We start from the raw sequence: 20822 nt of genomic DNA, 5'->3' as shown, positions 1-20822 counted from the left end.
CGTGTCGCTGGCAACAGGGCTCAGCGCTTGCGCAACAGGATGACATCGCTATCGGCAAAGTGCAGCTCTGCGCCAAACCGGTCGGCGAGCCAATGAAAAGTGGGCACGCTGAAAAAACAGATATGGGTGGGGTCGCGAATATAGTGCCAACTGGCGAAGCGCTCCGGCGAAATGACTAACTTGGTCATCAACGCGAGCAAACCGCCAGGCCGCAGACGCGCCCAAAGGTTGTCCAACTCTTTTCCCGGCGCAGACAGATGCTCGATCACCTCTGTCGCAACGACAAAATCGTAGTCCCTTTTCATTGCCCCCCTATTGGGCGCGTAATAGACATCGAAGAGTTCGACCCGGTGCCCCGCCTCAGCGAGCATTGTCGCCAGCAACGGAGCCGGGCCACAGCCGAAATCCAGCCCTTCGCTGTGCGGCTGTAACTGCTCCAGCAGCGGCGTTGCGCAGCGACTGAGAAAGCGGCGGTAACCCTCGTCTTCCAGGGAGTTTTCGTGCTGCTCGTAGTACTCCAGCTCCTGCGCAGTACTCAGGTGAAATTCTTCAGGCACGAAAACCAGTGCGCAGTGTGCGCACTGGTGGTAGCTGCGAAATTGATCGCGGTGATAGAGCTGTGTCGCCTCGTGGCGACACAGCGGACAGGAGAGGGACAAATCAGGCCGCTTCGCTCGCGGCGTCCTGTGCTTTGTCAGAGTGATTCAGCAGGTTGCCGCCCTCACTGATTTCAATTTTGCGCGGCTTCATTGCCTCGGGAATTTCACGCACCAGCTCGATGTGCAGCAGGCCGTTGGCGAGCTTGGCATCGGTCACCTTAACGTGATCTGCGAGCTGGAAGCGGCGCTCAAAATTACGTGCCGCTATGCCGCGGTGCAGAAAGTTGCGCGGATCTTTGTCTTCCGGCTTTTTACCGCATACAGTCAGGTGGTTTTGCTCGACCTGAATATCCAATTCCGACGGCGAAAATCCGGCCACTGCCATCGAAATCCGGTAACTGTCTTCGCCCGTCAATTCAATATCATAGGGCGGGTATGCGGGTTGCTTCTGCTCGCTGGTCGTCATCGCATCGAGCAGGCTCGCCATGCGATCAAAGCCGATTGCAGAACGGTACAGGGGAGAAAGGTCTAGATTACGCATTGTCATATCCTCAATTCAGAGCAATATTTGAAGTTCGCCCGTCCGAAGACCGAGCCGTTGCGGAGACAGCTCTCTTGAGCCTGCCCTCCGTACTCAATAAATAGGGGCAGCCCAAACGCTTTCAAGGGACAAGAAAGAAAGTTTTATGCCAAACAGGGAAATTGATACGCGCATCGACACGGCACGACTGTTTATTGGTGTGCAACCGGACGCCCCCACCCAGCGGTTTCTGGACGGCCTGGTCGCACAGTGCAAGGCACTGTCCTCGTCGGGAAAACGCGACCAGACTCGCTGGACCAGCCATGCCAACCGCCACCTGACACTGGCCTTTCTCGGCGAAACGGCGGAGCCCATGCTGGCACCCCTGGAGCGCGGACTCGGTCAACTCGCCGCCGAGTTACCAGCCTGCAGTGGACGGATAGTCACGCTCAGCCCATTCCCCCAGCGCCGCTCGCGCCTGCTCGCGGCAGAGCTACTGACAAATCCCGGGCTGGATCGGTTACACGAGGGTTGCCGTCAGCTGATGATTGACCTGGGTCTAAAGCCCGAAAGCGCGGCTTATCGTCCACATTTCACGCTCGGACGCAGCCGCCGGGGCTTTGCGGGATTCGAACCGGTTCCGCTCGACTTCACGGCCCAACTGACCAATATCGTACTTTACGAAAGCCTTATGGCACCGGGCGGCAGCCAGTATCACCCCTTGTGGGAAGGGACGCTCACCGGGCCGAATGAACTGGAGTGAGTGGCAAGAGAGGGGAAAAGGCCCGCTCTGGGCGGGCCGGAGGATTTCAGTCGAGCCGGGATAGCACGTATTCCGGGTACATGATCAGGCGCGGGCGCGACAGGCGTCGCCCGTCAAAAATGAAGACATAGCGCACACCGTCGTCATCCGCAGGAATGGTGCGACGGAACTTCCAGGTATTGATCTTGTAGATCTGACGTCCGGCCTCCACCGGCGCAACCAAGCGATACTGGTTGTGACCGAGGAATTCGAACGGGATCTCGTCACCGCGCGGCGGATCCAGGTCCAGGCTGCGGAAAGTGTGCTTACCCTCATCGCCGTCCGCCAGGAGCTTTTTCAGTCGCGCCTGCTCGCGTTTGACATAATCAAGCAGATCCGGATCTATCTCGCGTTGCACCTCGGGCTTGGCTTCCTGCGGTGCAGCTTTCGGAGCAGCTTTTACAGCAGCAACCGAGGGGGCGGGAATCTGCGGTTTCTGCACCGGTGCGGCCTTTTTGGCCTCGGCGCGGTGCTGGGCGGCATCAGCCTTGGCCAGCATCGAATTGACCATTTGCTCGATCTTGCGCTTCTGCCCGGCAATGCGCATGTCACCCTGGGCAATCGCGTTTTTGGCCTCGTCCAACTGAGTCTTCAGATCCTTGTGACTGGACTCGATGATCTCGATGCGCCGCTTGCGGCTGTCCACGCCGCGCTCGGCCATCTCGAACGCATGCTTGGCCTTGCGCAACTGACGCTCGGAATCGGAATTGTGGTTCTGCTTATCCTCGCGCTTCGCCTGCTCGTACTCGCGCTGGCTCTGCTGGTAGTGGTCGCGAGCCTTTGTCAGTGCGTCTTTGGCACGCCCCAGCTTGTAGTCATAGGAAACCAGCTCGTTCTCGATATCCTCGACATCCACCATGCGGTTTTCTTGCGACTGCTCCATTCGTGCGAGCCGGTTTTTCTCCGCCGACAGGGTCGCCTGCGTTTGCGCGACCGCTCCCGCTCCCCCAAAAACTACAACACTCGCCATCAAGAGCGAGCAGTACCGCATTAACGCCATAACAAAGAACCTATTACCCGGTATTTCAACATCGATAGAAAAAGCACACCAAGATCATTTTTCATACAAATCCGTGTGCTTATGCGGGCAATTCTACGCAGGCATGCGGTCTCGGGCAATGACCGTACGTCGGGCGGTCGTTCCGCATCGGCGGACGGTCGAGGTTGACCCTGTGCCCTGTTTCACAGCGGTGGCAGCAGCAAAAACTTTTTGTGACATTTTTGCGCTCACAGCGCTTGATTTTTTTCCTAGCGCAAGCATTATGGGTAACAGGGAGAAAGATCGCTGGACTCAGCGGATATCGGACCCGGGCGTAAAACACCTCGCGCTGTTCAGTCAGCAAATTCAAGTTGCGACCCAGGTGCTCCGATCCACTGCCTGCCTCGGCCTCTCCCCAAAGGGCGCCCTACCTTCTTTTCAGCAAACCGCAAACTGCGGCCTGCAAGGTTTCTTTTAACCGGAGGTATTTGCCCATGAAATCTGCGCCTGACGATAACATTGTGTTCCGCGATATCGACAAATCTGCCGCCCTGGCCAATACGGTATCGAAGAAGTTGCATAAACTGGAACGTTATTCTGGCGACATCATCCGAAGTCGCGTAGTTCTCGAAGCCCCCCATCAGCACAAAACCAAAGGCAAGCAATTCAAGGCTTCGGTCGAACTCGCACTCAGTGGCAATCCCGTGACCATCAGTAGTGAGAGTGAATCCATTCACCGTGCCGTAAACGGCGCGTTCCAATCCGCAGAGCGCTGCCTGAAAGAGCGCAGCGAACGCCGCAAGACAAAGCGCCATCAGGCACTGGAGACCGCGGAGGAAGAGTAACCAGAGGTGAACCCATAAATAAAAAGGGCGATGCGCAAGCACCGCCCTTTTTATATGCCAACAATCAAATCAGGTCGCCGGCGTACGCATGGTGACGAATTCCTCCGCCGCCGTCGGGTGAATACCGATGGTCTGGTCGAAAATGGCCTTGGTTGCGCCTGCCTTCATCGCCACCGCAATCCCCTGAATAATCTCACCGGCATCTGGCCCCACCATGTGCGCACCGATAACCCGGTCATTACTGGAATCCACCACCAGTTTCATCAGGGTGCGTTCATCCCGACCACTGACGGTATGACGCATGGGGCGAAATTCAGATTTGTAGATTGTCACTGCCATACCAGAGTTTCGCGCCTCCTCCTCGGAGAGCCCCACCGTACCGATATTGGGCTGGCAGAACACGGCCGTTGGAATATTGTTGTAATCGATTTCCGTCACTTTGCCGGTCTGGAAATGCTTCACCAGCGCCATCGCTTCGGCCAGCGCCACAGGGGTCAGTTGCGGTTCCCCGGTAACATCGCCCAGAGCATAAATCGAATGTACGTTGGTACGGAAATTATCATCAACCGAGATGGTACCGTCCCGGTGCATGACCACGCCGAGCTTTTCCAGCCCCAGGCCGACGGTATTGGCCACTCGACCAGTCGCATAGAGGACGGTGTCTACAGCCATGGTTTCCCCATCATCCAGACGCACCAGCAGCGATCCATCGGCCTGCTTTTCGATTGCTTCCACGCGGTGATTGAAATGTAGCTCTATGCCTTTTTTGCTCAATTCGTCGCGAACAAAGGTACGCACATCGCGATCAAACCCGCGCAAGAAAAGATCCTTGCGGTATGAGAGCGCAGTCTTTGCGCCCAGACCGGCAAAAATTCCGGCAAACTCCACGGCAATGTAACCACCGCCGACCACCAGGATGCGCTCGGGAAAATCCGCCATCGAAAATATTTCATTGGACGTAAGCGCGTATTCACGCCCGGGAATATCCGGCACAAATGGCCAACTGCCGGTTGCCACCAGAATGCGCTCGGCCGAATAGTGCTGCTCACCGACCACTACCTGGTGCGGATCCTCGATCCGCGCACGACCATCAATGACGGTGACACCGGAATTCGCCAGCAGGTTTCGATAAATTCCGTTCAAGCGCGCAACTTCATTCGCATTGCTTTCACGCAGCGTCTCCCAGTTGAATTCCGATTCGGCGCGCTGCCAGCCATAGGCCGCGGAATCTTCAAACGCCTCTCTATAGCTGCTCGCATAAACAAACAGTTTTTTCGGCACACAACCCACATTGACGCAGGTGCCGCCCATATAGCGATCTTCGGCGACCGCTACACGCATACCTCCGGCGGCGGCCATTCGGGCAGCACGTACGCCCCCGGAACCGGCTCCGATGACAAATAGATCAAAGTCAAAATCGGCCAAAATAAAACTCCTGCTATCTCAAAACCGCTCCGCGCTCTTCAGCGCAAAGCTGTAAAAAAAACCGGCAAACTGTCGACGTTTCAATCAACTTGAAATGAAACGCGCGTTGAAAAAAGACAATTGGTACAATAATGACTATTTTCGTGGAGATCGTATTGACATCGACCTAACCATTCGTTATTCATGTGATGTTTATCACAAAAAATAGCCTGTTAGCGACAACAACAAATATAGGCAACCAAAATGGAATTCCTGACCAGACCCTACCAGCGAGCGTTGTGCTTTGTCTGCCTGCTGTTGATCAGCGGCGCCAGCACCGCGAAAACGCACCCATCGTACCTTTCGCCGAAATACTGTGAAAGTGTCGCCGAACAGTTCGTAGACTCCGGCATGCGCAGTCTCGGCAAGTACGTAAATGAAAACTTCAATCCCGAATTCAAAGGCGGCATTCGCAACACCGTTGATTTTCTCAATCAGCGTTCCGATTGGCTCAGTGAATGTGACGACTACCTGGCGGATACGTCTAAGGACAGAATCTTCTACAGTCCCAAACTGACCAAAAAAATATTCTCTGCCATCACCGAACTGTCACGGGAACTGCAGCACGTGCGCGAAGGCGTCGAATATCCCGATGACGCGGGCAACAACAACCCGACACCCTTTATCAAACAGCGCTATGACACCCTGGCCAAACTCGTGGATCAGTACCACACGCGCATGCTGATGAAGAAGCAGTTCCAGTAAAACAGTGTTCCCGACGGGCGCGAGCCCGTCAGGAGTCTCCCTCGATCTCGCCAGCGCTTTCTTTGCGCCCGGCTCCCGCCTGCAGATACCGGGTCAGCGACAGAAACTGCTCCGACAGTACACTGTCGACAGGTGCCGCAATCCGCTGCAGCTGGTTCGCCTCTCCACCCCAGACGCGGTATTCCCAGGTTAAAACCGACTTTTCTCCCTGCGGCACAATCCGCCACTGCATCAACCCATCCACCGGCATCTTCTGCAGGGGACCAAGACCTCCGCGCAAGCGTACCTCCCTGCCGGGCAATGCGGCGATCACACGCAGATGCTCCACGGATCCGCCCTGCCAGCTTTCACAGAAGCAACCGTCGGCGCGCAAATCAATCGACAGATTCGCCGCGGAACCCGAAAAACTGTGCGCGGAACTCCACCACCCTGGCAGGTCTCCCAGGCCCGCGTAGACCTGCTCATTGCTGTAGGGCAGCGTCTGCTCGATGTGTACGGTAAACCCGGTAGGTGACTGCTGGACCACGTCAGCAGGGGCATGCACGGATATCGCTGACAACATCGCCGCGATCACTAATTCTCTTTTCATAATGGCTCGCTCCACCGAAGTGTCTAGCTACCGTCCCGGCGCGCGCTGGCGTCAACGCCGCTCCGCGAACGCTCACCCGGCATAGTTACCTGAGCTCCCGAGGCGAATCCACCGGCACCCAGCAGCCGCTCTTTGAGACTGCTGGCGATGCGCTTGGTCAGCGTGCCGAGGCGCGGGCGCTGTTTTTCGGAAAAAGGGACCGGGCGACAACTGTGGATTGTGGCAAGACCGATGCGGGCCATGAACAGACTCGCGCCCATACCCTGTCCGAGCCGCGCGGATACGGTGCTCAACATGCTGTCACCCACCAATTCCGGCCAGAGTTCACTGATGGCATATTCACTCGCGCCACTGTAGGCAATAAGCGCGAGTACTTTTTTAAACAGTCGCCAGCGCACGACCACCGAGGGCCGTACGCCGTAAATCTGGCCGACATCGTCGATCATGCGCAGGGACTGGCGTAGCGCCACCAGAACATCCAGCGTCGCGAAGGGACTGAGGCCCACCAGCGCACCGGCACCGGTTGCGTGGCGCACGATACGCCGCATTGCCTCCTGGTCCAGCGCGTCGAGGAAGGTGACTTCCACATGCTGCAAGAGTTCGCTGCTATCGTAGTAATCCGGCGCCTCCTCCAGCACGCGGCTCAACAATACGCCCTGGGGCTTTCCGGCGAAGTGATCATGCAACTGGCGCCGGAAAGGTTCCACCGGCTCGCAGCTGCGGCAATCGCGCATTTCCCGCGCCAGCTCCTGGGTCTTCTGCAATTTGCGCAGCGGGCGACCGGCACGGAAATATTCCCAGATCGAGCTGGCGATGGTGGCGCAGAAAGCGGCGATAACCACACCCGCCAGCACCCCCAGGCTCCAGTGTTTGTCCGCCGCCCAGGTGTATAGCTGGCGCAGCTCCCAGGCGACCGCACCGCCCGCCAGCCCGAGCCCGGCCAGCAGGGCAGGCTTCCACAACCGCAGTCGGAACGTCGGCAGGCGCAGTTCGCTGAAGGAAACCCGGTCAGGCAGGGATTCACCAGTCGTGATCGAGCGCGGCAGTTCCTCCCGCTCCTCGCTGAGCGTCTCGACCCGTGTGGAATCGCGGTGGACCGTTTCGGCTTCCGGTTCAGCCAGTGGCTCAATACGTGTCTGCCGGCGCTTGTTGTCTCTTTCGACACTCATCAGACTTTGTCTCCAAGCAACAGGTTGAGCAGCGCATCCACGCGGATATGGGGGATGCACTGGCCGGCCCCCATGGCCGCCGGTGGCCGCAGCTGCGGCGGCGCCGCCCCGGCGTAATGCTGCCAGCCTTCACCTTCCCGGGGTAAATGATCAAAGATCTCGGCATTTTCAAAGCCGAGGTAACGCCCCTGTATATCGTGCCCCACCAGCATGCGGCGGCCGTCGCGCAGGCTCTCGTTGGAACAGCGCACCGCCGCGATCGCCTCGCAGAACAGTGGCAACCCGCGGTGGCGCGCGCCGGAAAATGCCTGTTGCAGTTGCTGGCCGAGTAGCTGGCGCAACGCATCGTGGTCCGCCGCAAGAACCTGGTCCACTTTGGTGGCCGCAAACAGCATCCGATCGATCCGCGGACGCCACAACTTGCGCAACATTCCGGTGCTGCCATAGCGGAAGGTATCGGCGATGTGAGTGAAGGCCAGGCGCATGTCATCGAGGGCCTGTTCGCCGGCATACAGCGTGCCGATCATATCCACGAGCACCAGCTGGCGGTCCAGATGGCGGAAATGACTCGTCACAAACGGGGTTACCAGCTCTTCGACGTATTCGCGGTAGCGCTCGGCAAGCACCCGGTAATTGGAATTCTCCGGCAGCGCATCCAGTTGCTCCGGCGCCATGCCGCGCAGGTCGAGCATCGGAACCACGCCATAGTCCCGCTCGTCGAGCAGCGCCCTGCCCGGCTGCAGATAACTGAGTCGGCGCTGGCTGCGACAGTCGAGCAGGAACTGGCGGTAGTCCCGCCAGAGTTGTTCGAGACGCGCGCCATCGGCAGGTTCGCGGGGATCCAGCGCGGCCAGCTGGGCCAGTAACTGCGGTGCGAGCCCCGCGCGGGCGTCGGCGCCGATGATATGCGCCTGGTGACGGCACCAGTCCCGGTATTCCATCTGCAGCAGGGGCAGGTCCATCAGCCACTCGCCGGGATAGTCGCGCAATTCCAGCACCAGTGTGCGCGTCCCGTCGCCTCCGAGCCGCCGCCGCCGGCGCAGATGGATATGCAACTCCATTGCCGAGACGTCGCGGGTACTCTCCGGCCAGCGCGGTGGCTGGTCGAGAAGCGCTTCAAGGCAGTGTGCGTAGTCGAAAGCAGGTAGGCCGCTGTCCAGGGCCGGTTTCAGCTCGGCCCCCAATAGATCGCCATTGAGCGCCGGGGCGAAGCCTGGCAACTGCGCCTTGTGTGGGTGGCTCAACTGGTAAATCAGGCTGGTCAGCAGAGTGGATTTGCCGGCGCCACTGAGCCCGGTGATACCGACACAGACACGTCTGTCGAGCAAACGCTCCGCGGCCCAGTGCGACTTCTCCCGGGCCTCCTGGCGCCACTGGCGCAATTTGTCCTTCACCCGCCGGCTGCGCCCGGCAACCTCCTCTGCGGCGGTCGCGGCGCTGGGTCCGCTTTCACTCATTCCCTACTCCCTGTATCGCCCGAAAACCGGCGTTGCCGGCGCGTTAGGTGTTAAGAATACCAGCTGGGGCCGCCCGAGAGACATCAGGGCGAAGTCGCGCCAACCGGGCTCCGGCCACAAAAAAGCGCGCCGCCATTACGGCGAGCGCGCTTTAGAGGAGCCAGTCTGGACAGGTTTAGTCTACCAGGGCGACGTCCCCGGATCCCATCACAGAAAAGGAGTCCTTACCGGGGCGGCGAATGACGATGTCACCGGAACCCATGATCGAACCACTGGCGTTATCCGCCAGCAGGCTGCGGCCGACAAAATCGCCGGATCCCATCAAGCTGACCGCCAGATTGCCGACCCGACCACCGATCGACATATCGCCGGAACCCTTGATTTCTGCTGCCAGGCGCTCCCCTGCCAGGCTGTCAACACGCATATCGCCGGAGCCCTTGATGGATGCCTCGGCTTCCACCGACAGTACAGTGCCAAGCATTAGGTCGCCGGAGCCGGTGATGGAGGCAGTCAGCGACTGAGCGCCCACCTTGTCGACGTGCAACTCGCCGGATCCGGTCACCGCCAGTTCCAGTTTCTCACTCTCCAGGGTGTCGGCGCGTGCCTCCCCGGAGCCCGTGACGATAATGGCTTCAACCACGGGCAGGGTCACCCGGTATTCGACCGCCTGGTCATCGCTGATGGTGACGAATCCAAAGTATTTGTGGCGGGACTCCACCGACAGTTTCAGCGTATCGCCTTTTACCTCCGCGCGGGCCAGTTCCATCGCCTCGCGGGGGCCGCTTGCCTCCACCGCAAAGTGATCGCCCTGCACGACAGTCAACTCGGAACTGCCCTGCAGCGCGATGCGGGTAAACCCGGATACGTCGAACTGCCTGGTGACAGTATCATCCGCCCGAACCACCGTGCTGAAGGCCAGCGCCACCAGTAGAAGAACCGCACCTGGTGCGGCCAATAAGTGTCTTGCGGTCATGCGTTTCCTCTCGATTCAATTACCGTTCCTGCCCCTATAGACGGATCGACGGCGGCAGTTGGATGCACTCTCAATAAAAAAACCTGTATCTGCTCGCAAAGGTTCAACCGCAGTCGGCTTCCTTGAACCCCAAGTCGAGCAGTGAAGTGCGAATCTTCTGTGCCTCGGCGGCCAGCTCATCGGCCTCTGCCGGGCGCTGCAGGGAGAAATCGAGCTCGCCAATCGCATCGATCGGCAGCAGGTGCAGATGGGTGTGGGGCACTTCCAGGCCCGCCACCATGACCCCAACGCGCTTGGGTTGATAAACCGATTTGAGCCCCTTGGCGACTTTTTGCGCGACGAGCATCAAGTGTGCAGCCAACTCCTCAGGCATATCATCCCAGTGATCGACCTCTTCGACCGGAACCACCAGGCAGTGACCGGACTTGATGGGAGCGATCGTCATAAACGCCACAGCGCGCTCGTCGCGCCAGATAAAATGCCCGGGTAACTCGCCATTGATAATCTGGGTAAAAATACTTGCCATTGTCGCTCTTTCCTTGCAGTTCGGATCGAAATTACAGACCAGACCCGCGAGTCTAACAGTTTGAGGCAAAAGCGCAGCTAATTGCCACGCCATGGCAAACCACCCTTTGGCCAGCTGAATTACACCGCCTCTCCCGGCCAGAGATTAACCGCGCACTGTTTCCGCACAAACCGTAAATTTCCTCGATTTTTCGCCCCGATTTGACGCATTTGCGAGCCGGGGCGACCTTTTACAATTGGTACCGCGCCGGTGACCGGAGAGACAGAAAATTCGGCGGGAAACAACCCGAGGAACGAGATGACAATTTGTCGAATGGCCGTTGGCAGCCCCGGTCGGATACCTTAGGCTCCCCCTCCATAAAGATTCACCGCATTGAACCGCGGCATATAACAGCACCTCTGCCGGCAACTTTTTCGGCTCTGCGGGAATCAAAAGAGTGCAAAGTGTTAACTTCCTTGGGGGGAAGCGATTATGAGCAGCCTGTTGGAACAGGTCGGCGGGGCCTCCGTCGTCAACCGCACCGTCAGCGAGTTTTACCAGGCCATCGGCCGCCACCTCACGCAGTTTGAATCCTGCGATCACCGCAAGCAGCAAATTCGACAATCTCAATTCCTCAACCACGCCTTTTCCTCCCAACCAGAACCCGTACGCAGCAGCCGGGCCAGCTTTCTCGCGCGGGGCCTGAATCCAGCCCTTTTTGAAGCACTGCTGGAATATGTCGAGGCGCGCCTGATTGAGCTGGGGTTTTCCATCCAGCTGAGCAGCTGCCTGGTAGAAACTGCCGGCGATCTCTACGATAACTGCGAACAGGACCTTTTCATCGCCTGCTGATCTCCCGGCACCATTCCCGGCCCCCCGGTTGCGGCACGGCGGGCCTGTCAATACAATGGCCGCTCACAGCCTTTCCCGTAGCTACCGTATGCGGTAAGCGCTACTCCATTCATCCATCCCCTAGAGATTATTCATGAAGATTGCCAACCACTCCGTAGTGGAAATGCACTACACCCTGAAAGATGCCGAGGGCACGGTCATCGACTCCTCCGCCGGCGGCGAGCCCCTCAAGTACCTGCAGGGTGTGGGCAATATCATCCCCGGTCTGGAGCAGGAAATGCTGGAGAAAGGCGTCGGCGACAAGTTCACCGCCGTTATTCCGCCGGAACAGGCCTACGGCCCGCAGAATCCCGAACTGATCCAGACTCTGCCGCGCAGCGCCTTCGGCGGCGTCGACCAGCTGGAAGTCGGCATGGCATTTCGCGCGCAAAGCACTGAAGGTCAGCCGATCGAGGTGGAAATCATCGATATCGATGGCGACAACGTGACCATCAACGGCAACCACCCGCTCGCCGGCGTGGAATTGCACTTCGACATCGAAGTGGTTTCCGTGCGTGAAGCGACTCCCGAGGAAATCGATCACGGCCACGTGCACTGATTTCCCGAGTGCGGCGGCCGCCACGGTCGCCGTATTGCCTCCCCCCACCGAGCTCCTGTTTTCCGCTCGCCGATCCGACTACCATTCTCCAGCGCAAGCAGCCCCGGATTCACCATGCCCGCATCCAGGCCGGACAGACTCATCCTGTTCGACAGCCTCTGCAATCTCTGCAATGGCTGGAGCCGCTTCGTACTCAGGAATGATCGCAACTGCCTCTTTACGCTCTGCCGTGTACAATCCCCGGCCGGCCAGCAGCTACTCGAGGAGCTGGGCCTGCCGCTCGACACCTACGAAACCGTGATCTACCTAGAGCGCGTCAACGGCGCTTACCGGCAATTTCACAGAAGTGAAGCGGCTCTGCGTATCACCGCGCAATTGCCCGGCCCGTGGCGGCACCTGGCGTTGCTGCGCGCGATACCGCTTTCGCTGCGCGACTGGATTTACGACCGCGTCGCCCGCAATCGCTACCGCCTGTTCGGCCGCCGATCCGAGTGCCGACTGCCGGACGCCGCGGAGCGGCACCGATTTCTGGAAGAACTGAACCGATGAGCCTGACCGAACAGTATTTGCAACGCTTTGGCGGTATCGCCCGCCTGTATGGCAACGATGCCCTGCCGATCCTGCACAGAGCCCGTTTCACCGTGATCGGGATCGGCGGTGTGGGCAGCTGGACTGCCGAAGCGCTGGCCCGCTCCGGAGTTGGTAATATCACCCTGGTTGATCTCGACGATGTCTGTATTACCAACAGCAACCGCCAGAGCCACGCACTGACCGACACCATCGGCCAGCTGAAAGTGGATGTAATGGCAGACCGCCTGCGGCAAATCAATCCGGAAATACGGGTGCGCGTCGTGGAAGATTTTATTGCTGCAGACAATTTTGCAGAGCTGCTGGATCCGGAGCGGGAAGACGTCGATATCGTTATCGATGCTATCGACGCGGCGCGGGTCAAGGCCGCGCTGATCGCCTACTGCAAAGCGCGCAAGATGCGCCTGATTACCGTGGGCTCCGCCGGCGGCAAACGCGATCCGTCGCGGATCGGCTGTGCGGATCTGGGGCGCACGGAACACGACCCGATGCTGGCCAAGGTTCGCAGCCATCTCTACCGTTTTCACAATTTCCAGAAATCCCGCAAACGCCAGTTCGGTATCGACGCCATCTACTCCACCGAGCCGATGGTTTACCCCCAGCCGGACGGTCAGGTGTGCCAGCAGAAAAGTGCAATGCAGAACGGCGTCAAACTGGATTGCAGCGGTGGCTTCGGCGCCGCCACCATGGTCACCGGCAGCTTTGGCTTCGCCGCCGCGGCGCGCGGTATCGAGCGGTTGCTGCAGAAAAGCCGATAACTGCGCTCACTGCAGTGTCTCGACGGCTGCGCGCATCAATGCGTAAAAACCGTTGCTGCGGGATTCACTGAGATGCCGGGCAAGCCCCAGGTCGGTAAATAAGGCTTCGATATCCGCCGCGCGGATGTCGCCGGCGGTTTTACCGTCGATCTGCGTCAACAGCAACGCGCCCAGCCCCCTGACCACGCGACTGTCACTGTCTAGCGCGAAGAAATGCACTCCTCCGGCCTCGCGGTGCACCAGCCAGGCCGCGGATTCACATCCCTGTACGAGATTCTCCGGGCATCGAATCGCCGGCTTTTCCGTGATCGCCTTGCCCCAACGCATCAGCTCGCGATAGCGGTCTTGCCAGTTGCGCTGGGCCGCCAGTCGTTCCAATTGCAGCGCGGATAGATCGTCGGGCTGCCAGTCCGGCAAACCCTGCACCGCCGGCGACTCTTCCACTTCGGACAGTGACAGATAATCCCGCAGCGCCGCGAGAAAGTGATCCACGTCTTCCATCGTGTTGTAGGCTGCGATGGAAGCGCGCACCGTGGCGCTTTCGCCGGCGGCGCGAATCAGCGGCTGTGCACAGTGATGGCCCACGCGCACGGCGATATCACGCCCGTCCAGCCAGTGCATCAGATCCGTCGCACTGCCGGAAACCGGTGCGAAGGCGAGCACCCCCAGGTTGTGCTGGGGCTGACTCAGCAGGCGCACTTGCGGTAGCGTCGCCACACCCTCGTGGAGTTTCTGCAATAGCACCTGCTCGTGCGCCGCCATGGCAACACGATCCTGGCCTGCGAGGAATTCCAGCGTCGCGCCCAGACCGGCAATGGACGCAAGAGACGAGGTGCCCGCTTCAAACTTGTGCGGGAGATCCCCGTAGCGACTTTGATGCAGGTCCACCTCCGCAATCATTTCACCACCGCCCTGCCACGGCGGCATGGCCAGCAGCAGGGACTCCCGGCCATACAACAACCCGATACCAGTGGGGCCGTAAAACTTGTGCGCCGAGCACACCAGGAAGTCGCAGCCGAGTCGCTGTACATCGATAGCTTCGTGCGCCGCCAGTTGTGCGGCATCGACGATCCAGCGCGGATTACCGCCGAACCGCTCTCTCGCCTCGCGCAGCTGCCGCGCGATATCGGCGAAATCCGGTCGCAGCCCCAACGCATTGGAGCCACCGGTCAACGAGACGATTTTCGTGCGCGCTCCCAGTACTTCGTGCAGGCGGTCGAATTCCGGCACACCGGCGAGATCCGGAACGTAGCGCAGTGTCAGCTGGTTTTTTTTTGCCATCATCTGCCAGGGCACCAGGTTCGCGTGGTGCTCGGCAGTGGAAAGCACGATCTCGTCGCCCGGTTGCAGTTCACTGCACAGACTGTTGGCCAGCAGGTTCAGCGCCTCGGTGGCCCCGCGGCAGAAAATGATTTCACGCGGACTGGCGGCCTGCAAAAATGCCGCAGCCTGCACGCGCACCCGCTCGACCATGGCGGTCGCGCGACGGGCGAGGCGATGGCTGGATCTGTGGGTATTGGCATTACTGTGCTGGTAAAAATCGACGATGGCGTCGATGACACACTGCGGCTTCTGTGTGGTGGCAGCGTTATCCAGATAAATCAGTTCGCGGTTTTCCGGCTGGGAAAACAGCGGGAACTTGCGTTTGAAATCGGCAACGGAAAATTTTTCGTAACTCATAGCGCAAAAAGTTGTTGAGTATTTTTGCGGGTTTGTCGGGCGATTTCCTCCACGGACTGACCGCGCAATTGCGCCAGTGTCTCAGCGACCTCCGGCATGTACGCGGGGCTGTTGCGCTCGCCCTGTCGGCCGGCAAGGGGCATATCCGGCGCGTCCGATTCCAGCAACAGCGACTCCAGCGGCGCGGCCGCCACGGCGCGGCGGGTTTTTGCGGCGCGCTCGTAGGTGATGGTGCCGCCGATACCGAGATAGAAGCCCAGCGACCAGTAATCACCAGCCATCTGCTCGCTACCGCTGAAGGCGTGAATCACACCGCCCCGCGGCGGCTGCAATTCCTTCAGCAGACGCAGCGTTTCATTGTGCGCTTTGTGGACGTGGACGATAAGCGGCAGGTTCAGTCTGCACGCGGCCAGCACCTGTGCACGGAAAACAGCGAGCTGCAGATCCATCGGCGCATCCGTGGCGGCGTCCAGCCCGCATTCACCCACCGCGACAAAGTGCCGACCTGCGGCTTCAGTACAAATGGTCTGTTCCAGCTCCGCCGGTGCGACATCCAGCCGGCTCACCCACCAGGGGTGCACGCCGATGGCGGCGTGCCAGGCAGACTCGCGCTGCACCAGTGCCGCCAGGTCGGGCCACTGCTCAATGCTGACCCCGGGGATGATCAGCTGAGTCACACCCGCCTCTTTACACCGTCGCCACACCAGGTCGCGGTCCGGCGCAAAGGCGTCGAAGTCAAAGTGGCAGTGACTGTCGATCAATTGCACTTGTACTTCCCCACAAATGGCCGCATCTTAGCACGGCTCCCAGATTTGATAGCGACGCCGAGGCCATAGTGTTAGAGACCCTGCTCCCCATCGTGTTATTCACTTTCTCCACCAGCATCACCCCCGGTCCCAACAACCTGATGATAATGTCCTCGGGCCTGAATTACGGTGTCAACCGCTCCCTGCCCCACCTGCTCGGTATCTGCCTGGGATTTCCAGCCATGATCGTGGCCATCGGCCTCGGGCTCGGCGCGCTGTTTTCGCAGTTCCCGGTACTGCACGAAATCATCCGCTGGGTAGGTATTGCCTATCTGCTGTATCTCGCCTGGGCCATTGCCAGAACGCGGGAAATCGGCAGCGCCGACCGCAGCAAACCCTTCACATTTTTGCAGGCGGTGGCTTTCCAGTGGGTCAACCCGAAAGGGTGGATTATGGCAGTGGGCGCACTGGCAGCATTCACCAGTACCGGCAGTGAAATGTGGATCGATGTGGCCCGTATCGCGTTGACCTTTATCGCCATCGGCGGCCCCTGCATCATCGTGTGGATGCTGTTTGGCGTGGGGCTAAAGCAGGTGCTGAACAACCCGGCACACCTGCGCCGCTTCAATATCGCCATGGGCCTGCTATTGGCGGCCAGCGTTGTGCCAATGATTATGGACTGAGTGGAACGGTTGGAGAGGGTCGTGCTGTCGGCGGTAACGCAGTGGCACACGCCTTGAGCGTGCGGAAAGAATACGGAGCGGGCGGATACGGCTGACAACGAAGCCCCGCACCGGGACGCCGTGGCCAGCCCGACTATTCAGCCCTGGGCGCGGGCCACTTCCAGCTCGACGCGGAAGTTCTTCACCATCTGCTTCAGGAACAGGCGCGGTGCCAGTTTGTACAGATAGGCCCCGAGCAGGGTCTTGTCGCGCGGAAACAACCGTTCCCGCCCCTGCTGCAGTGCAGCAACAATCTGTTCCGCCATCCACTCTGCACTGCGCACCTGGCCGATAGTGCTCTGCTTGTGCTGGGCCCTGCCGCCATCACCGGACAGTGCATTGCGGTCGATATTGGTGGCGACAAAGCTGGGGTAAACCATCAGCACCCGTACGCCCTCGTCGCGCACTTCCTCGCGGAAGGTTTCAAAATACTGGTGCAGCGCACTCTTGGCCGCGCAGTATCCCGCGCGTCCGAGCACCGGCATCCAGCCGGCCATGGAACTGATATTCACCACGCAGCCGGACGCCGCGCGCAGCTCCGCCATCAGGCCCTGGGCCAGCTCCACCGGTGCATGGTAGTCCACCGCCATAACCCGGCGGATCACCGCGTTACTGGTCTGCGTGGACAGGCTGCGATGGGTGATACCGGCATTGTTGATCAACAGGTCGACTCGCTCGTATGCGCCGCGCAGTTCGGATACCAGCTCTGCGGTGGCCGCTTCGCTCGACAGGTCGGCCACATAGATATCGGCAGGGATGTCCCGCGCCTGCAATTCTGCCGCACGTGCTTCCAGTGCCTCGCGATTCATATCCACCAACGCAAACCGCGCCCGGTGCCGTGCCGCAAGGGCCTCGACGGTCGCCCAGCCCAGGCCACCGGCAGCGCCGGTTACGACGAAGACTTTCCGCCCATCGCTCACACCGCACCTCCGGCCATTTCTGCCGGCTGTACCAGCTCCGCACCAAGCGCTTCGCGGGCAAAATAGGCAAAGGCTTCGGCGGAGGTCTTTTGCGGTATGTAACCCAGCTCTTCTTTCAGGCGGCGATTGAGCAATACCGGGCGGTACTGCAGGAACATCACCTGTCCCGGTTGCTTGTCGGTCAGGTGCAGGAAATAGCCGATCCCCAGCAGCGTTTTCACCAGCCATACCGGCGGCTTGCGCAGCGGCTTGCCGAGCAACTGGGCGATCTCTGCGGGTGTCAGCGCGCCGTCGCCGGCGAGGTTATAAATCCCGGCGGCACTGCGCTGCACACCGAACTGGATCGCGCGGATCACATCCTGGTCCCAGATAAAGACGAACGGCGAATTGTGGCCACCCGGATCGAGAATGGCGCTGCCGGAAAACAGCTCGCCGATCTTGTTGTTGGTGGTGGCGCCGATGACGGAACAGGGGCGAAAAATCAGCTGCTGCAACTGCGGGTGCTGTTTGCGGTAGGCCGCCAGCATCTCCTCCACCAGGCGCTTGTGATCGGAATAGCCAAACTCCGGGTTGCCGCGCAGGCGGTGGTGCTCCTCGAGCCACTTCGGGTTATCGGCGTGGTAGCCGTAGGCAGCCCCACTGCTGGTCACGGTTATATGCTTGACGCCGGCATAGAGGCAGGCCTTGAGCACATTTTCGGTACCCTCGACATCGATGCGATATTCCGCGGCGCGATCGCGCCCCGCCGCCATGACCGATGCCAGGTGCACGACATGAGTGACTTCCTCGGCGCGCAGCAATTCACCGAGCGCCTCGTCACAGATATCCATCGAGAAAATCGGGAAGGCCGCCGGGCGCGAACGCACATCCACCCCCACCACCGGCATTTCCTGCGCAAGCAGTTCGCCCAGCTGATGGCCGATATAGCCTGCAGCTCCGGTAATCAATACTTTCTTGTCGCTCATAATGACTTCTTATTATCAGGTTTGCGGTTCGCTTTGCAGGTTCTGTGCCCGCGCCCACTTTTTATTGCTGAAATTCCAGTAGCCCGCCAGCGCCAGCCCCGACACCAGGTGCCAGACACCCCAGAAACCGGCGACCACCAGCATGGCGCCGGCAGAGGGATAGAAGGTGAACAGGATGGCCAGTGCGAGGCCAGAGTTCTGGATACCCACTTCCATGGTCACCGCACGCCGATCCGCCAGCGGCAGGCGCATCAGGCGCCCGCTGGCATTGCCGATCAGGAAGGCCAGCGCATTGTGCGCAATCACCAGCAACAGAACCGAGCCGGCAATCTGCACCGCAGTCTGCCAGTGCTTGCTGAACGAGATCACCACGAACAGCAGGAAGACCAGCAGCGAGCCGCTGCGGAAGTAGCGCTCGCTCTGCTCCACGAAACGCGGGAAGCGCGCGCCGATCAGCATACCCAGCAGCATGGGTACCGCCAGCACCAGCACTACCAGCATCACCATGTTCTGTACCGGCAACGCGATCGTCTGCAGCATCTCGCGGGTGTAGGGGTTCAGGTGACCGTAGAGGGCAAAGTTGAATGGGGTCATGACCACAGCGGCGAGACTGGACACCGCGGTCATGCTCACGGACGTCGCGACATTGGCGCGGCCGATCCAGGTCATCACATTGGAAAAGGTGCCGCCCGGACAGCAGGCCACCAGGATCATCCCCAGGGCCAGGCCCGGCTCTATCTTCAACCAGGAAGTCACCAGGCAGGTCAGTGCTGGCAGCAGCAGGAACTGGGCCACCAGGCCGGTCACCGGTGCCAGCGGTCGCCGCATCACGGCGACGAAGTCCGCCGGGCGCAGGCCCAGGGACACGCCGAACATCATGAAGGCGAGCACGGCATTCAACACCAGAAGCGCCACCGGCGACATCTGGAATTGACTGGCCACGTCGAGGGTGTGGTCCACTAGGCTGCTCCCACGGTACTGTTGATTAATTCGCCAGTATCCCGCGCGGGCAGATCCCGCTGCAAGTCTGCGGTGTGACTGCGCAGTGCCTTAAGGTAAGTATCCTTGTGCACGTAGTAAGCCATGCGCTCCAGCTCCAGGTACTTCATCCCACCGTCAGCGCGCACTGACGCCCGCTCGCGCTTGGTTTGTTTCAGCTTCCGCGCGGAATCCGCGCCGTAGGACAGCTGGCGGATATAGAGCGCGACCATCTCCGCCTGCTCGTTGCGTCCTTCCCATCCCAGGCCCGCGGCCTCGACCATGCCCATCAGGAACAGGTTGTCGTACTCCGGGTGGAAAACATTCAGGTAAAAGCGCGGGGCAAACCCCTGCCAGTTCAGGTGCGCACTGTCGACGAACGGATAGTGCAGCTTGTACCCCGTGGCCAGCAGTATCATGTCGTACTCGCCGCTGCGGCCATCCCTGAAGGTCACCTTGTGGCCGTCGATGTCGGCGATGTCCCCCTGCGGCTGGATATCACCGTGGCCGATATGGTGCAGAATCAGGGAGTTGATAACCGGGTGCGACTCGAACATCTTGTAGTCCGGCTCGGGCAAGCCGTACTGGCTGGGACGCCCCAGCATAAGGCGGCTCAGCCCGGCACTGATGCGCTGCTGGACAAACTTCGGCAGCTTGATCTTGCCACCGACCGCATCCGTGGGCTTGCCGCCGATAAATTTAGGCAGGAAGTAGTAGCCGCGACGGAGACTGATATCCACACTCTTCGCCCGGTGCGCCGCGTCGACGGCGATATCCGCCCCACTATTGCCGCAGCCGACCAGCAGTACCCGTTTGCCGTCGAAGATGGCCGGATCGCGGTACTCGCTGGAGTGCAGCAGTTCACCGGCAAACTCGCCCGGCAATTTCGGCAGATTCGGGTGATGCAGCGTGCCGTTGGCAATCAGCAGCCCGCCGAACAGGCGCGTCTGCTCCTCGCCCTTTCTCTCGCCGGCAACAATGCGGGTGACAATCTGCCACTCGTCACCGACGCGCTCGCAATGCACCACTTCGGTATTGAATTCGTACAGGTCGTGGAGTCCGAATTCCCGCGCGTAATTGCGGAAGTAGTCGCGCAGCTCGCTGTGGTGGGGAAAATGCGCGACCTTTTCAGGCATCGGAAACTCGGCGAACTCGGTCATCTTCTTCGATGAGATCAGGTGCGCCGATTCGTACATGGTGCTGGTAGGACTGTCGATGTCCCACAGGCCGCCCACATCGCTGTGAATTTCAAAGCCGACACAGGGAATGCCGTGTTTGTGCAGATTGCGCACTGTGCACAGGCCCATGGGGCCGGCACCGATGACCGCGTAGGGTTTCATTGTCGATTATTCTCCCACTCGCTATCGCGCGATAAAGATCAATATTGTGTCGAGGGCAATATACCGTG

23 protein-coding genes are annotated in these 20822 nt (G+C 59.9%); 8 read left to right on the top strand and 15 right to left on the bottom strand.

The window, feature by feature from the left end:
- Positions 1-20: 20 nt before the first annotated feature.
- Positions 21-659 (bottom strand): class I SAM-dependent methyltransferase, encoded by a 639-nt coding sequence (locus IG168_RS15850; RefSeq protein ID WP_193165385.1) that lies wholly within the window; start codon positions 657-659, stop codon positions 21-23.
- Between the two features lies 1 nt (position 660).
- Positions 661-1140 carry an Hsp20 family protein gene (locus IG168_RS15845; RefSeq protein WP_193165384.1) on the bottom strand — a complete coding sequence of 160 codons (480 nt, stop codon included), beginning with the start codon at positions 1138-1140 and terminating at the stop codon, positions 661-663.
- 145 nt (positions 1141-1285) lie between these two features.
- On the opposite strand from IG168_RS15845, the gene thpR reads away from it, so the two are divergent.
- A complete protein-coding gene (thpR, locus tag IG168_RS15840; protein WP_193165383.1) occupies positions 1286-1882 on the top strand; it encodes an RNA 2',3'-cyclic phosphodiesterase in 597 nt (198 codons plus the stop codon).
- A 46-nt stretch (positions 1883-1928) separates the two neighbouring features.
- Here the strand turns inward: thpR and IG168_RS15835 are convergent, their stop codons facing one another.
- Positions 1929-2804, bottom strand: coding sequence for a hypothetical protein (locus IG168_RS15835; RefSeq protein ID WP_193165382.1), 876 nt, complete (start codon positions 2802-2804; stop codon positions 1929-1931).
- Positions 2805-3394: 590 nt separating this feature from the next.
- On the opposite strand from IG168_RS15835, the gene hpf reads away from it, so the two are divergent.
- Positions 3395-3745, top strand: a complete 351-nt coding sequence (gene hpf / locus IG168_RS15830; protein ID WP_193165381.1) for a ribosome hibernation-promoting factor, HPF/YfiA family — start codon at positions 3395-3397, stop codon at positions 3743-3745.
- Positions 3746-3814: 69 nt separating this feature from the next.
- Here hpf and gorA read toward each other — a convergent pair whose 3' ends face one another.
- Positions 3815-5170 carry a glutathione-disulfide reductase gene (gene gorA / locus IG168_RS15825; RefSeq protein WP_193165380.1) on the bottom strand — a complete coding sequence of 452 codons (1356 nt, stop codon included), beginning with the start codon at positions 5168-5170 and terminating at the stop codon, positions 3815-3817.
- A 243-nt stretch (positions 5171-5413) separates the two neighbouring features.
- Here gorA and IG168_RS15820 point away from each other — a divergent pair, with 243 nt between their 5' ends.
- Positions 5414-5914, top strand: coding sequence for a hypothetical protein (locus tag IG168_RS15820; protein WP_193165379.1), 501 nt, complete (start codon positions 5414-5416; stop codon positions 5912-5914).
- Positions 5915-5942: 28 nt separating this feature from the next.
- On the opposite strand, the gene IG168_RS15815 is transcribed toward IG168_RS15820, so the two are convergent.
- The 5 genes from IG168_RS15815 to IG168_RS15795 all read right to left on the bottom strand — a co-directional run bounded on the left by IG168_RS15815 (position 5943) and on the right by IG168_RS15795 (position 10628).
- Complete coding sequence (locus IG168_RS15815) at positions 5943-6503, bottom strand: ATPase (RefSeq protein WP_193165378.1); 561 nt, start codon at positions 6501-6503, stop codon at positions 5943-5945.
- 23 nt (positions 6504-6526) lie between these two features.
- Complete coding sequence (locus IG168_RS15810) at positions 6527-7672, bottom strand: TIGR01620 family protein (protein ID WP_193165377.1); 1146 nt, start codon at positions 7670-7672, stop codon at positions 6527-6529.
- On the bottom strand, positions 7672-9129 hold the full coding sequence (locus tag IG168_RS15805) for a YcjX family protein (RefSeq protein WP_193165376.1): 1458 nt from the start codon (positions 9127-9129) through the stop codon (positions 7672-7674). The genes IG168_RS15810 and IG168_RS15805 overlap by 1 nt, the downstream gene beginning before the upstream one ends.
- 175 nt (positions 9130-9304) lie before the next feature.
- Positions 9305-10102, bottom strand: coding sequence for a GIN domain-containing protein (locus IG168_RS15800; RefSeq protein WP_193165375.1), 798 nt, complete (start codon positions 10100-10102; stop codon positions 9305-9307).
- Positions 10103-10205: 103 nt separating this feature from the next.
- Complete coding sequence (locus tag IG168_RS15795; RefSeq protein ID WP_193165374.1) at positions 10206-10628, bottom strand: HIT family protein; 423 nt, start codon at positions 10626-10628, stop codon at positions 10206-10208.
- A 471-nt stretch (positions 10629-11099) separates the two neighbouring features.
- On the opposite strand from IG168_RS15795, the gene IG168_RS15790 reads away from it, so the two are divergent.
- From IG168_RS15790 to tcdA, 4 genes are all read left to right on the top strand, one after another.
- A complete protein-coding gene (locus IG168_RS15790; RefSeq protein WP_193165373.1) occupies positions 11100-11459 on the top strand; it encodes a globin family protein in 360 nt (119 codons plus the stop codon).
- Between the two features lie 133 nt (positions 11460-11592).
- On the top strand, positions 11593-12057 hold the full coding sequence (locus tag IG168_RS15785) for an FKBP-type peptidyl-prolyl cis-trans isomerase (RefSeq protein ID WP_193165372.1): 465 nt from the start codon (positions 11593-11595) through the stop codon (positions 12055-12057).
- Positions 12058-12171: 114 nt separating this feature from the next.
- Positions 12172-12606, top strand: coding sequence for a thiol-disulfide oxidoreductase DCC family protein (locus IG168_RS15780; protein WP_193165371.1), 435 nt, complete (start codon positions 12172-12174; stop codon positions 12604-12606).
- Positions 12603-13403 (top strand): tRNA cyclic N6-threonylcarbamoyladenosine(37) synthase TcdA, encoded by an 801-nt coding sequence (tcdA, locus tag IG168_RS15775; protein WP_193165370.1) that lies wholly within the window; start codon positions 12603-12605, stop codon positions 13401-13403. Before IG168_RS15780 ends, tcdA begins: the two co-directional genes overlap by 4 nt.
- A 6-nt stretch (positions 13404-13409) precedes the next feature.
- Here the strand turns inward: tcdA and IG168_RS15770 are convergent, their stop codons facing one another.
- Together IG168_RS15770 and IG168_RS15765 are read right to left on the bottom strand one after the other, a co-directional pair.
- Entirely contained in the window at positions 13410-15083 is a 1674-nt protein-coding gene (locus IG168_RS15770) for an aminotransferase class V-fold PLP-dependent enzyme (RefSeq protein ID WP_193165369.1), read from the bottom strand.
- Positions 15080-15850 (bottom strand): TatD family hydrolase, encoded by a 771-nt coding sequence (locus IG168_RS15765; protein WP_193165368.1) that lies wholly within the window; start codon positions 15848-15850, stop codon positions 15080-15082. Before IG168_RS15765 ends, IG168_RS15770 begins: the two co-directional genes overlap by 4 nt.
- 68 nt (positions 15851-15918) lie before the next feature.
- On the opposite strand from IG168_RS15765, the gene IG168_RS15760 reads away from it, so the two are divergent.
- Positions 15919-16512: a LysE family translocator gene (locus IG168_RS15760; RefSeq protein WP_319024736.1), complete on the top strand. Its 594-nt coding sequence runs from the start codon at positions 15919-15921 to the stop codon at positions 16510-16512.
- Between the two features lie 137 nt (positions 16513-16649).
- On the opposite strand, the gene IG168_RS15755 is transcribed toward IG168_RS15760, so the two are convergent.
- The 4 genes from IG168_RS15755 to IG168_RS15740 are packed head-to-tail and all read right to left on the bottom strand — an operon-like array spanning position 16650 to position 20754.
- Complete coding sequence (locus IG168_RS15755; RefSeq protein WP_193165367.1) at positions 16650-17471, bottom strand: SDR family NAD(P)-dependent oxidoreductase; 822 nt, start codon at positions 17469-17471, stop codon at positions 16650-16652.
- The gene (locus IG168_RS15750; RefSeq protein ID WP_193165366.1) at positions 17468-18436 is read right to left on the bottom strand and encodes an SDR family oxidoreductase; all 969 of its coding nucleotides are present in this window, start codon (positions 18434-18436) and stop codon (positions 17468-17470) included. Before IG168_RS15750 ends, IG168_RS15755 begins: the two co-directional genes overlap by 4 nt.
- Before the next feature lie 15 nt (positions 18437-18451).
- A complete protein-coding gene (locus tag IG168_RS15745) occupies positions 18452-19396 on the bottom strand; it encodes a bile acid:sodium symporter family protein (protein WP_319024735.1) in 945 nt (314 codons plus the stop codon).
- The gene (locus tag IG168_RS15740; RefSeq protein WP_193165365.1) at positions 19396-20754 is read right to left on the bottom strand and encodes a flavin-containing monooxygenase; all 1359 of its coding nucleotides are present in this window, start codon (positions 20752-20754) and stop codon (positions 19396-19398) included. The genes IG168_RS15745 and IG168_RS15740 overlap by 1 nt, the downstream gene beginning before the upstream one ends.
- Positions 20755-20822 lie beyond the last annotated feature (68 nt).

It is taken from the genome of Microbulbifer hainanensis, from assembly GCF_014904735.1.
Taxonomy (GTDB): Bacteria; Pseudomonadota; Gammaproteobacteria; order Pseudomonadales; family Cellvibrionaceae; genus Microbulbifer; species Microbulbifer hainanensis.
Note: the sequence above shows the minus strand (reverse complement) of the source record. Positions and strands in the feature narration are given on the sequence as shown.